This is a genomic window from Methylobacterium sp. Ger2507 (assembly GCF_055231875.1).
The window spans coordinates 1,004,652-1,017,113 of sequence record NZ_JBUYVC010000001.1 but is presented as its reverse complement, the minus strand read 5'-3'; the positions used below and the strand labels follow the sequence as shown (position 1 = coordinate 1,017,113).

The following is a 12,462-nucleotide window of genomic DNA, read 5'->3' as shown; positions in this document are numbered from 1 at the left end:
CGCGTGATGCAACCCCAAGCTGGCCGTCCGCCGCACGTCGTTAGCCGCCCATGGCCTGCACGGGCATGCGGCCGCTGAAGCCAGTAGAAGCCACCTGCCCCCCGAGGCGCGCCCTTCGTCTTCAGCGCCGCACGATCGAGGTTCGTCCGAGTGCCGACCCTGTTCCGCTTCCTCGCCATCCTCGCCATCCTGGGCGGGCTCGCCTTCGCGGCGATGTTCGCGCTGGCGACCTTCGTGGTGCCGACCCCGCGCGAGATGAGCGTGACCATTCCCGCCTCGAAGCTTCAGCCGCCGAACCGGTGACCCGGGCCATCCCGTCCGAATCCGGGGCCAGTCCCGAAACGACGCCCGACCCGACGCCCGACACGACGCCCGCTCCCGGCGAACGCCTCATCCGCGACTACCTCGACATGCTCGCCGCCGAGCGCGGGGCGGCAGCCAACACCCTCGCGGCCTACCGGCGCGACCTCTCGGACTATCTCGCCGCCCTGGCGCGCGGCGGCCACGACCCCGTCGCGATGGAGGCCGCCCCCCTCCGCGCCTATCTCGCCGACCTGGAGACGCGCGGCCTGTCGGCGGCCTCCGCGGCGCGGCGCCTGTCCTGCATCCGGGGCTTCCACCGCTTCCTTTATGCCGAGGGCCTCGCCGAGGACGACCCGAGCGCACCGATCGGTGGGCCGCGCCGGGTGCGGGCCCTGCCGAAGGTGCTGTCGGTGGCGGAGGTCGACCGGCTGCTCTCCGTGGCGCGCGAGGCCGCGGCCGGGGATGCGCGCGGCACCCGCATGCTGTGCCTGATCGAATTGCTCTACGCGACCGGCCTGCGCGTCTCCGAGCTGATCGCCCTACCCCGCGCGGCCGCTTCCACGAAGGAGCGCTACCTGGTGGTCAAGGGCAAGGGAGGCCGCGAGCGGCTGGTGCCGCTCACCGAGATCGCCCGCGGCGCCATGCGCGACCACCTCGCCCACCTCGCCGGCGACGGCCCCTGGCTGTTTCCCGCCGACAGCGAGAGCGGGCACCTGACGCGGCAATCCTTCGCCCGGGACCTGAAGGCCGTGGCGAGCGCCGCCGGCCTCCGGGCCGACCGGATCAGCCCGCACGTGCTGCGCCACGCCTTCGCCAGCCACCTCCTCCAGAACGGCGCGGATCTCCGCATCGTCCAGGAACTCCTCGGCCACGCCGACATCTCGACGACGCAGATCTACACCCACGTCCTCGACGAGCGGCTGAAGAGCATGGTCCGCGACCTGCACCCCCTGATGGACGAGTGAGGCCGGGCGCTCAGGCCTCCGCCTCCTCGTGCAGGGTGTCCTCGATGTAGAGCTGGGCCAGCAGCACCTTGGCCACCGCCATCAGCGGCAGGGCCAGCGCGATGCCCCAGAGGCCGAAGATCACGCCGAGCACGAGCTGGCCGGCGAAGATCGTGGCCGGCGGGATGTCGAGGGCCTGCTTCTGGATGAAGGGCGTGAGGCCGTAGCTCTCCAGGGTCTGCACCGCGAGATAGACGCCGAGCGCTCCGAAGAGTGCCGTGGTGCCGGAAGCGAGCGAGGCGAGCAGGATCACCACGCCGGCGATCAGCGGGCCGATGGTGGGGATGAAGGCCAGGAGACCGGCCTGGAGGCCGAGGATGAGGGCACCGCCGATGCCGAGAAAAGCGAGGCCGGCCCAGGTGCAGACGAAGATCACCGCCATGGTGATGAGTTGGCCGAACAACCAGTGTCGCAGGGTCTCGCCCATGCCGTCGAGGAGAGCGGTGGCCCGCTCCCGGTGGGCCGGCGGCACGAAGCGCACGAGACCGTCGCGATAGGCGCCCGGATCGGCCGCCACCGAGAGCCCCAGGAAGACGATGACCAGGGCGTTGCCCAGCGCGTTGAACAGGCCGATCACCACGGTGGCCGCCGGTCCGAGCACGCTGCCGGCATCCGACAGCAGGGAACCGGGGCTCTTCATCGCTCCCGAGGCAAGGCCGGCGAGGCCGCCGGGCTTCCGGTCCGGCGCGCCGGTATCGGCCTCCTCCGGGGCCTCTGAGTCGCCGGCCGCCTTGTCGCCGCCATCGGCCTTCAGGTCGCCAGCCTTGACGTCGCTGGCTTTGGCATCGCCGCTACCCTTGCCGGGTGCGATCTGGGGCACGTCGATGCCGTATTCCTTGAGGCGATCCCGCACCGTGCCGGCCTGGGCCGCCACCGTCTGCCCGAGATCCCGGCCCTGCTGCACGATCGTGGCGCCGCCGAAGGCGATGAGGGCGAGGGTCAGGCCCGCCAGCACGAGGCTGACGAGGCTGAGGCGCAAGCCCCGGCTCGCCGGCAGCACCTGCCCGAGGAGACGGGTCAGGCCGTCGAGAAAGACCCCGAGGAGGATGCCGGCGAAGACCAGGAGCAGGGTCGAGGCCGCCATCCAGGCCAGGGCCAGCACCGCGACGAAAGCCACGACGGCGATGCCGGACACGGCGGGCGACCAGGATTGCGGATGCGGACCGGCGGAATCCGGTCGCAGGAAGGGGATGGCCATGGGCGGGTCGGGCTCCTGGGGTGCCTGGGGCACGCGTGTTCGTGGAGGACCCGTGGAGGATCCCCAGGCGGGGGGATGTCGCCAGCCACGCTTGAGTTCCGCTCCCGGATCGGGCGAGCGCCGGCTTTCGACGATCGCCCGAGTCTCGCCCAGCGGGAGTCTCGCCCAGCGGGAGTCTCGCCCAGCGGGAGTCTCGCCCAGCGGGAGTCTCGCCCAGCGGGAGTCTCGCCCAGCGGGAGTCTCGCCCAGCGGGAGTCTCGCCCAGCGGGAGTCTCGCCCAGCGGGAGTCTCGGCCGGCGGCCGCATCGGCCGATCGCGGGGCTGGCGTTTCTACACCCAGCGCGCTGCGGCCGCGTCATCGGCCTCGGTCGCCTCGACCCAGCCGCCCGTGGTGCCGTCGGCCAGGTGCTCGCGCTTCCAGAACGGGGCCCGCGTCTTGAGGTAATCCATCAGGAAGCTCGCCGCCTCGAAGGCCGCGACCCGATGGCTCGATGCGGTGACCACCAGGACGATCCCCTCCCCGGGGGCGACGAGGCCGTGCCGGTGGATCACGCACACGCCCTGGAGCGGCCAGCGCGCCCGGGCCGTCTCGACCACGCGGGCGATCTCGGCCTCGGCCATGCCGGGGTAATGCTCGAGTTCGAGCCCGGTCAGGCGTCCGCCCTCGTCGCGGCACAGGCCCGTGAAGGTGACGATGGCGCCCGCCCGGCCCCCGAGGTCGCGGGTGAGGCGGGCGATCTCGGCGCTCGCATCGAAGGGCGCGCTCTGGATGCTGACGTCGGGCATGGACCCTCCCCGTTGAACGCGCGTGACCGCGGGACGAAACCGGTTCGCCCGCCTCCGTGCAGGCGTCGGACCCGTCGGGCCGTCGTTCGGGTGGACCCGCGCGCGAAAACGGAACCCTTGACGGACGGCGACGAACCTGCCCTCACGGGCAGGGGCGCTCTATGCCCCCGAATGCCCGGCGACACCACCGGGATGCGAAGGACATTTTCGCCGTGACGCCAGAGCTGATCCTGCCTCATGACGGCCTCCTGCCGGTCTTCTCGGCCCGTCCGGTCTGGTGCGGCCGGGCCAGCACGGTGATCGGCGACGCCACCCTCGGGGCGCAGGCCTGGCTCGGCGACAACAGCGTCATCCGGGCGGACGGCGACCGCATCACCATCGGCGAGCGCTTCTGGCTCGGCCACCGCTCCACCGTGCACATCGCCACCAACACCTACCCCACCGTTGTCGGCGACCGGGTGACGGTGGGCCGCAACGCGGTGGTGCATGCCTGCACGGTCGGCTCGGACGTGGTGATCGAGGACGACGTCATCGTGCTCGACGGGGCGAGCGTCGAGAGCGGCGTGCTGATCGAGGCGGGCGCCACCGTGTTTCCCCGGGCGCATCTCGCCGCCGGCTTCGCCTATGCGGGCAGCCCCGCCAAGCCGGTGCGTCCGATCACCCTGCCGGAGATCGCCGAGCAGGCCGAGCGCCTGCGCGAGGCCTCCGGCGACCTGCCCGCGCTGCTCCCCGCCGACGCGGCCGAGCTGGAGCCCAGCGTCTACGTCGCCCGCACCGCACGCCTGCGCGGCCGCATCGCCCTCGGGACCGGGTCCAGCGTGCTGTTCTCCTGCGACCTCCATGCCGAGGTCGGCCCCATCGTGGTCGGCGCCAACACCAACATCCAGGACAACACCGTCATCCGGACACGGGGCGAGGGCGTCGTCCTCGGGCGCGACACCACCATCGGGCACAACGTCCGGCTCTCCGATTGCCGGATCGGCGCCCGCAGCCTCATCGGCATCGGCTGCGTCGTCGCCCCCGGCACGGTGGTGGCGGACGACGTGCTGCTGGCGGCCGGCGCCACCACCGACCCGGGCCAGCTGCTCGAGGGCGGCCATCTCTGGGGCGGGCGGCCCGCCCGCATCCTCGGTGCCCTCGACGCCGAGAAGCGCACGATGATGGCCCGCGTGGTCGAGGGCTATGTCGCCCACGGGGTCGCCTACCGCCAAGCGGAAGCCGCGCTGCCGTAACGTCCTGCGATAACGTCCTGCGATCGCGCCCCCCTGCGCCGAAGGTATTGCCACGCTGTAGGCGGCGTCTCCGCAAGACCGGAGACCGCCTTTTTTGTTTGCAGCACAGCAACGAACGCGGCGCGGCAACCCGCTTCTTTCGGGAACGCTTCCGGTCAGGCGGACGTTTTCCGGCCCTGAAAGCAGAGATGCCAGATGTCTCGGATACCAGAGACCTCGGATACGAGAGGTTTTGGGTACCAGATATCCTGGCGTTGCATGCAGTGGTGCAAGGAGTTCTTCATGAAAGCCGTCACGCTCGCCCTCGCCAGCACGATCGCCCTCAGCACGGCCGCCCTCGCCGCCGGCAGCGGTCCGGGTTCCGCCAACAATGCACCCGGCCAGGAGATGCAGCAGAACGGGTCGCAGTACGGCTCCCCCGGAGCCTCCGGCTACGCGCCGGGCCAGGAGAAGGGTACGACCACCGGTTCGACAGGCCGCTCCGGCATGTCCGAGACGGGGGCGACCTCGGCGCCGGGCGCCGCCAGCACGAAGTCCGGCAGCGGCAGCCGCTGAGCCGATACGTCGCGAGGGCCCGGATCGCTCCGAGCCCTCGCATCGCTGTTGCCGCTACCCGTGGAGTTTCCTTCAGGCGGCCCGCACGGTGGCGAGGAAGCGATGCACCTCGGTGTTGAGGTGTTCGGACTGGCGCGACAGCTCCGAGGCTGCCCCGAGGACTTGGCTCGCCGCCGCCCCGGTCTCCTCGGCGGCCCCGGCGACACCCGCGATATTAGAGGTCACGGCTCCGGTGCCCATGGCCGCCTGGGCCACGTTGCGGACGATCTCCTGGGTGGCCGCCCCCTGCTGTTCGACCGAGGCCGAGATCGAGGTCGCGACGCCGCTGATTTCCTGGATGCGGGCCGCGATGCCGCTGATCGCCTGAACCGCCTGGGCGGTGGAGCCCTGGATCTGGCTGATGTGGCCGCCGATCTCCTCGGTGGCCCGGGCGGTCTGGTTGGCGAGCTCCTTCACTTCCGCAGCCACCACGGCGAAGCCGCGGCCCGCCTCGCCCGCCCGCGCCGCCTCGATGGTGGCGTTGAGCGCCAGCAGGTTGGTCTGACCGGCGATCGAGGTGATCATCGTGACCACGTCGCCGATCCGGCCCACGGCCGCATTCAGGTTCTGCACGAAGGCCGCCGTCTGGGCCGCCTCCGCCACGGCCGTCTGGGCCATCGCCGCCGAACTGCCGACCTGACGCCCGATCTCCTCCACGGACGACCCGAGTTCCTCGGCCGCCGCCGCCACGGTGTTGACGTTGGAGGCCGCCTCCTCCGCAGCCGCCGCGACGCTGGTGGATTGGTTGGCGGTCTGGGTCGCGGTGCCGGCCATGCTCTGGGCCGTCGCCTGCAGCTCGGTGGCCGCGCTGGTGACCATGGTGATGATGCCGCCGACAGCGCCCTCGAAGCCATCGGCCATCGACCGCATGGCGGCCTTGCGCTGGGCCTCGGCGCCGGCGCGGGCCAGGACGGTCTCCTCCTCCAGCGCCCGCATGCGGATCAGCCCGTCCTTGAACACCTGCACGGCGTCGGCGATGCGGCCGATCTCGGTCGGGGCCCCCTGATGCGGGATGGTCACGGCGAGGTCGCCCGCCGCCAGCGCCTGCATCGGCTGGACGACGGAGCCGATGCCTCCCGTCACGCCGCGGATGATGAGGAAGGCGGACACAGCCGACAGAACGACGGCGAGCAGGACGGCGGCGAGGCCCAGCGTCCGCGTCTGCTCGAAGACGTCCTTGCTGCGGGCCTGGGCCTGATCGGCGCCGTCATTGTTCAGGGTGGTGAGTTTTTCCAATGCGCTCGAGGCGGCCCGGCGGATCTGCAGGCCCTGGGTCTCGTATAACGTGACGGCCTCGGTCTTCTGCCCCTTGCGGGAGAGATCCAGGATGGCCTGACGCACCACCAGGAAGTTCGCCGACGCGCGGACATACGCATCGTAGAGCGCCCGCTCCTCCGGAGAGCTGATCATCGGCTCGTAGGCGGCCCGCTTCTCGGCGACCTTCTTGTCGAAGCGCTCGAGATCCGCCTCGATCGAGGCGACCAGCTGAGGTTCGGTGGCCTGCGCGTGCCGCAGGATGACGGCGCTGGTCCGGGCCGTCAGCGTGTCGATCTCGCCGAGCGTCCGGATGCTCGGAAGCCAGTTGGTCTCGATCTCCACGCCGCGCGCGCGCATGCGCTCGGTTCCCAGAAGTCCGAGGACGCCCACGCCGACGACGAAAACTGTCAGCAGGGAGAACGCCGCGATCAGGCGGACCCGAATGGACATATTCTTGAAGGACACGACCCACCTCATCCCGACGGCAGATCAGCTCGAATCTGCATGCGCGGCCGAGAACAACTGACATGCAAAGCTTAAAACATTGCTTTTGCAGATGGATACTTTCTACTATCGGTTGCATTCTGGGAAACTACAAATCAAACCAAATCATCGCTCAAGTTACATCGGCTCGGAGCGTGGCCGGTGACGACCGATGTCGCTGCCCGCGAGGCGCATCCGCGCCGAAGGGTCTGATGAATGTTGTCGAGGCCTGTATCCTGCGGTGATGCAACGAGACGTCCCGGATCGCAGGGGCGCCGCCGATCCCGACAATTGGAACGGTCCCCTTCACGCCTTCGTGATGGCCTGCGGACGAGGATCGGCGCCATGGCCATCGACATCCTCACGCCGCGCGTCCTCGCCTCGGCCGTCGCCCTCGGGGGGGTGATCACCATGATGGCCGCCCCCGAGCCGAGCTGGCATTCGGTGGGCATCGGCCTCGCCTGCCTGCTGGCCTTCGGGGGACTGTCGCTGCTTTCCGCCCTCGGCCCGGATCAGGCCGAGCCGCGCCGGACGCTGATCCGCCCGCGCAAGGGGCGGCGCAGCGTCGTGGCGCACGCGGAGCGGGAGACCTTCGCGCGCATCGCCCCGGACGATGCCCTGCTGAGACTTCCGCCGCCGCGCGGCCTGAACGATCCCCATCCGGCCCTGTTCAAGGGCCTGCACGTGCGACGCAGCGGGTCTTCCCGCTGATCGCGGGACTTCTCGCTGATCGCAGGACTTCGCGCTGATCACGGGACTTCGCGCTGATCCTGCGGGTCTCGTTCAGACGTCGTGCGGGCTCGGGCCCGCCGAATCCGCCAGGAAGCGCCGGACCAGGAGGCGGGCGAGGTCGCGCGGGGCTTCGGGCGTCAGCACCGCGAGCTTACGCGAGGTCGAGAGCGAGGCGAGGCCGTGCAAGGCGGCCCACAAGGTGGCCACGGCCTGGCGCCGTTCCACGGGGTCGGTGATCAACGGGGCGAGCACGCGGTCGACGAGGTCGGTGGTCTGCCCCAGGGCCTCGGCGTACCAGTCCGGGAAGCGGCTGTCGGGGGCCAGCTGGTGCTCGAAGACGAGGCTCCAGACCTGCGGATCGGCGGCCACGAAGGCCAGGTAGGCGTCGGCCAGGCCCAGGGCCGCGTCGAGCGGCGGCGCCTCGGGCGCGACGGCCGCCTCCAGGGTCGCATGCAGACGCGCCAGGGTGCGGGCATTGACCCGCATCACCACCGTGTCAAGGTCGCCCACCGCGTTGTAGATCGAATTCGGCGCGTAGCCGATGGCGCCGGCGAGCCGCCGCATGCCGAGCCCGCGCAGGCCGTCGTGCCGCACGAGGGATTCCGCCGCCTTCGTCACCAGCCCCAGGAATTCCTCCCGGTTGTGCTCACCGCGCGGGCCGGTCCCCCGCTTCTCTGCGCGTGCCATCGCGGCTCGCCCTCCTCTTCCAATCTGCGCCGATCCCTGCCGATCCCGGACTACGTGCGTCGCCGCACCGGACCATCGCGCAGCATTGCACGGTGTGCAATCCGCAGATTGAACGCCGGCCGTGACCGAGATATGTTTTGAACACCGTACAAAGAATGTCCGGTTCAGCATTTGACGGTATGGCGCCGGGCAGGCAGTCATGCCTCGTTTCGATCAGCGCCGCGTCGCTCGCGCCTCGTCTCAACGTTGCGTCGTCCGAGGAGACCTCCATGTTTCGTACCTTGATGACGACGCGCCGGTTCGCACCGCTGTTCTGGTGCCAGTTCTTCTCGGCCTTCAACGACAACTTCCTCAAGAACGCGCTCGTGTTCCTCATCCTGTTCCAGGTGGGCGGCGCCGGCGGCGGTTCGCCGATGCTGGTGACCCTGGCGGGCGCCGTGTTCATCGGCCCGTTCTTCATCCTGTCGGGTCTCGGTGGCCAGATGGCCGACCGCTACGACAAGGCGCTGATCGCCAAGCGGCTGAAGTTCGCCGAGATCTTCGCCGCCGCCGCCGCCGCCCTCGGCTTCTGGATGCACTCGGTGCCGGTGCTGTTCGTGGCCCTCGGCCTGTTCGGGACGATCGCGGCCCTGTTCGGGCCGATCAAGTACGGCATCCTGCCGGACCATCTGCGCCGGGACGAACTCACCGCCGGCAACGCCCTGGTGGAAGCCGCGACCTTCCTGGCCATCCTGCTCGGCACCATCGTGGCGGGCCTCGCCACCGCCATGGGCGGCGGAGCCCTGGCCTTCAGCACCATGATCATGGTGTTCGCGATCCTGTGCTGGCTATCGGCCCGGGCGATCCCCTCCACCGGCGAGGCCGCCCCGACGCTGCGCATCGATCCCAATGTCGCGCGTTCCACCGGCGGTCTCCTGCGCGATCTGTGGGGCGACACGCGGCTGTGGCGCGGCTCGCTGATCGTGAGCTGGTTCTGGCTCGTGGGCGCCGTGATCCTGTCGCTGCTCCCCGTCCTGGTGCGCCAGAGCCTCAACGGCTCGGAGACCGTGGTGACCACCCTGCTGGCGGTGTTCTCCATCGGCATCGCGGTGGGGTCGGGCCTCGCCTCCTGGCTCGCCAGCGGCCGCATCGTGCTGCTGCCGACCCCGATCGGCGCCCTGTTCATGGGCCTGTTCGGCCTCGACCTCGCCTGGACGGTGGCGCACCTGCCCCCGGTCTCCGGCGCTCCCCTGGGGGCCTGGGACTTCCTCACCACGGGCACGGGCCTGCGCGTCACCCTCGACCTGTTCGGGCTGGCCGTGGCGGGCGGGCTCTACATCGTGCCGTCCTTCGCCGCCGTGCAGGCCTGGACCGACAAGGACAAGCGCGCCCGCGTCATCGGCGCCGTCAACGTGCTCACCGCCGCCTTCATGGTGGCGGGGGCGCTGGGTCTCGCCGCCCTGCAGGGCGCCGGCTGGTCGATGGCCACGCTGCTGGCCCTGCTCGGGGTGCTCAACCTCGTGGCGGGCGCGGTCATCCTGGCCGTGCTGCCGACGAGCCCCTTCCGCGATTTCCTGTCGATCCTGTTCCGGGCCTTCTACCGCCTGGAGGTGCGCGGCCTGGAGAATGTCGAGAAGGCCGGCCCCAACGCCATCGTCGCCCTCAACCACGTCTCCTTCCTCGACGCGCCGCTGGCGCTCTCGCTCCTTGACCAGGAACCCGTCTTCGCCGTCGATCACGGCATCGCGCAGCGCTGGTGGGTGAAGCCGTTCCTGGCGATGACGAAGGCGATGCCGCTGGATCCGACCCGGCCGCTCGCCACCCGCACGCTGATCAACGCGGTCAAGAACGGCGAGACGCTGATCATCTTCCCCGAGGGGCGCCTCACCGTCACCGGGAGCCTGATGAAGGTCTATGACGGCGCCGGGCTGATCGCCGACAAGTCCGGCGCCATGGTGGTGCCGGTGAAGATCGAAGGCCTGGAGAAGACGATCTTCTCGCGCCTGTCGAAGAACCAGGTGAAGCGGCGCTGGTGGCCGAAGGTCACCGTCACGATCCTGTCGCCGGTGGCCCTGAGTGTGGACCCGGCCCTCAAGGGCAAGGCCCGCCGGCAGGCGGCGGGCGCCGCCTTGTACGGAATCATGTCCGACCTCGTCTTCCGCACCGCCGACATCGATCGCGGCCTGATGCAGGCCCTCATCGACGCGGGCGACCGCCACGGCTGGCGCCGCATCGCCGTGGAGGACCCCATGGGGCGCCTGAGCTATTCGCGCCTGGTGATGGGCGCCAACATCCTGGGGCGAAAGCTCCAGGGCCTCGGCGCCCCGGGCAAGCCGCTGGGCGTGATGCTGCCGAACGCCAACGGCGCGGCGGTGACGCTGTTCGCCCTGGCCTCGGCCGGGCGGGTGCCGGCCATGATCAACTTCTCGGCGGGGGCCGCCAACATCCTGTCGGCCTGCCGGACCGCGGAGGTCGACACCATCCTGACCTCGCGCGCCTTCATCGAGAAGGGCCGCCTCGGCCCCCTCGTCGAGGCGATCAAGGGCGCCGTCACCCTCGTCTACCTGGAGGAGATCCGGGCCGGGATCAGCACGGGCGACAAGCTCCGGGGCTTCCTCGCCAAGCGCGCCCCCCTGGTGGCGAGGGCCGGCGACGACCCGGCCGCGATCCTGTTCACCTCCGGCTCCGAGGGGGCGCCCAAGGGCGTGGCGCTGGCCAACCGCAACATGCTGGCCAACACCGCGCAGGTGGCGGCCCGGATCGATTTCGGACCGAGCGACAAGGTGTTCAACGTGCTCCCGGTCTTCCACGCCTTCGGGCTGACGGCGGGACTGGTGCTGCCGCTGGTCTCCGGGGTTCCGGTCTACCTCTACCCCTCGCCGCTGCATTACCGGATCGTGCCCGAACTCATCTACGGCTCGAACGCCACCGTCCTGTTCGGCACCGACACCTTCCTGGCCGGCTACGCCAAGACCGCCCATTCCTACGATCTGCGCTCGCTGCGCTACGTCGTGGCCGGGGCCGAGGCCGTGAAGGATTCCACCCGCAAGACCTGGGGCGAGAAGTTCGGCCTGCGCATCCTGGAGGGCTACGGCGTCACCGAGTGCGGCCCGGTGGTCGCCCTCAACACCCCGATGTTCAACCGCTTCGGCACGGTCGGGCGCCTGCTGCCCGGCCAGGACTGGCGCCTGGAGCCGGTGCCGGGCATCGAGGAGGGCGGGCGCCTGTCGCTGCGCGGCCCCAACATCATGCTGGGCTATCTCCGGCCCGAGCGCCCCGGCACCATCGAGGCACCGCCCGGAGGCTGGCACGACACCGGCGACATCGTCGCCATCGACGCCCAGGGCTTCGTGACGATCAAGGGCCGCGCCAAGCGCTTCGCCAAGATCGCCGGCGAGATGGTGTCCCTGGCCGGCGTCGAGGCCATCGCGGCCGAACTCTGGCCCGACACTCCGAGCGCCGTCGCCGCCGTGCCGGATGCCCGCAAGGGCGAGCGGCTGGTGCTGTTCACCGAGCGCAAGGACGCCACCCGCGCCGCCTATCAGACTTTCGCCAAGGGCAAGGGCGCGCCTGAGATCGCGATCCCCGCCGAAGTGGTGGTGCTCGATCGCGTGCCCATGCTGGGCACCGGCAAGGTCGATCAGGTCAGCGTGGTCAAGCTCGCCCACGAGCGGGCCTCCGGCGAGGCGCCCGCCGCGGCCTGAGACGGCGGGATGTCCGGCCCGGGCGAGGATTCGGCCGGGCGCCGAACCCCGATGCACCGTCTCGGATTCACCGTCTCGGATTCACCGTCTCGGATTCCCAGCGTGCGGGACGTCCGAGGCGGACCCGCCCGGCCGGGTCCGGTTCCGCTCCGGCCTCCGCGCGGCACGTCCGGGTACCGGTTTGGGACGCCGAGACAACAGATTTGGACTCCCAGACCAGCCGGCCGACTCAACCTGGCCGCGCAATCGTCTATGTTGCTGCAGAGGCTGGCGGTCCCGCAACGGGGTCACCGCGGCAAGACGAGATCATGGATGCGCGCGGCGCATCACGCTGGGTCTCAAGCAGATGGCAAAAGGCGTCATGAGCGCGGACATCCACACGATCCCGATGCGCGGCGGCAAGACGGGCACCGATGCCGCCCCAGCGGCGGCGCATGCGTCGGATCGGGCCGTCGCCCAACTGCGTCCCGCGACGCCCCCCACAGGCACGGCCATGTCTCGCA

General features: G+C 70.6%; 10 protein-coding genes. 6 read left to right on the top strand and 4 right to left on the bottom strand.

Features of this window, described 5'->3' with window-relative positions:
• Positions 1–150: 150 nt before the first annotated feature.
• Both ACV7NL_RS04740 and ACV7NL_RS04735 read left to right on the top strand, forming a co-directional pair.
• Entirely contained in the window at positions 151–303 is a 153-nt protein-coding gene (locus ACV7NL_RS04740; protein ID WP_056187786.1) for a hypothetical protein, read from the top strand.
• Positions 304–392: 89 nt separating this feature from the next.
• Positions 393–1,268, top strand: a complete 876-nt coding sequence (locus ACV7NL_RS04735; protein ID WP_463357053.1) for a site-specific tyrosine recombinase XerD — start codon at positions 393–395, stop codon at positions 1,266–1,268.
• A gap of 10 nt (positions 1,269–1,278) precedes the next feature.
• Here the strand turns inward: ACV7NL_RS04735 and ACV7NL_RS04730 are convergent, their stop codons facing one another.
• Entirely contained in the window at positions 1,279–2,505 is a 1,227-nt protein-coding gene (locus tag ACV7NL_RS04730; RefSeq protein ID WP_463355067.1) for an AI-2E family transporter, read from the bottom strand.
• 330 nt (positions 2,506–2,835) lie between these two features.
• Complete coding sequence (locus ACV7NL_RS04725; protein WP_056485779.1) at positions 2,836–3,291, bottom strand: molybdenum cofactor biosynthesis protein MoaE; 456 nt, start codon at positions 3,289–3,291, stop codon at positions 2,836–2,838.
• A 212-nt stretch (positions 3,292–3,503) separates the two neighbouring features.
• On the opposite strand from ACV7NL_RS04725, the gene ACV7NL_RS04720 reads away from it, so the two are divergent.
• Positions 3,504–4,523, top strand: a complete 1,020-nt coding sequence (locus ACV7NL_RS04720; protein ID WP_056188081.1) for a gamma carbonic anhydrase family protein — start codon at positions 3,504–3,506, stop codon at positions 4,521–4,523.
• 282 nt (positions 4,524–4,805) lie between these two features.
• Positions 4,806–5,078: a hypothetical protein gene (locus tag ACV7NL_RS04715; RefSeq protein WP_463355066.1), complete on the top strand. Its 273-nt coding sequence runs from the start codon at positions 4,806–4,808 to the stop codon at positions 5,076–5,078.
• Between the two features lie 72 nt (positions 5,079–5,150).
• Here ACV7NL_RS04715 and ACV7NL_RS04710 read toward each other — a convergent pair whose 3' ends face one another.
• The gene (locus tag ACV7NL_RS04710; RefSeq protein WP_463355065.1) at positions 5,151–6,839 is read right to left on the bottom strand and encodes a methyl-accepting chemotaxis protein; all 1,689 of its coding nucleotides are present in this window, start codon (positions 6,837–6,839) and stop codon (positions 5,151–5,153) included.
• A 363-nt stretch (positions 6,840–7,202) separates the two neighbouring features.
• Here ACV7NL_RS04710 and ACV7NL_RS04705 point away from each other — a divergent pair, with 363 nt between their 5' ends.
• The gene (locus ACV7NL_RS04705) at positions 7,203–7,568 is read left to right on the top strand and encodes a hypothetical protein (protein ID WP_463355064.1); all 366 of its coding nucleotides are present in this window, start codon (positions 7,203–7,205) and stop codon (positions 7,566–7,568) included.
• A 72-nt stretch (positions 7,569–7,640) separates the two neighbouring features.
• On the opposite strand, the gene ACV7NL_RS04700 is transcribed toward ACV7NL_RS04705, so the two are convergent.
• Positions 7,641–8,276: a TetR/AcrR family transcriptional regulator gene (locus tag ACV7NL_RS04700; protein WP_463355063.1), complete on the bottom strand. Its 636-nt coding sequence runs from the start codon at positions 8,274–8,276 to the stop codon at positions 7,641–7,643.
• Between the two features lie 269 nt (positions 8,277–8,545).
• Here ACV7NL_RS04700 and ACV7NL_RS04695 point away from each other — a divergent pair, with 269 nt between their 5' ends.
• The gene (locus ACV7NL_RS04695; protein ID WP_463355062.1) at positions 8,546–11,959 is read left to right on the top strand and encodes an acyl-[ACP]--phospholipid O-acyltransferase; all 3,414 of its coding nucleotides are present in this window, start codon (positions 8,546–8,548) and stop codon (positions 11,957–11,959) included.
• Positions 11,960–12,462 lie beyond the last annotated feature (503 nt).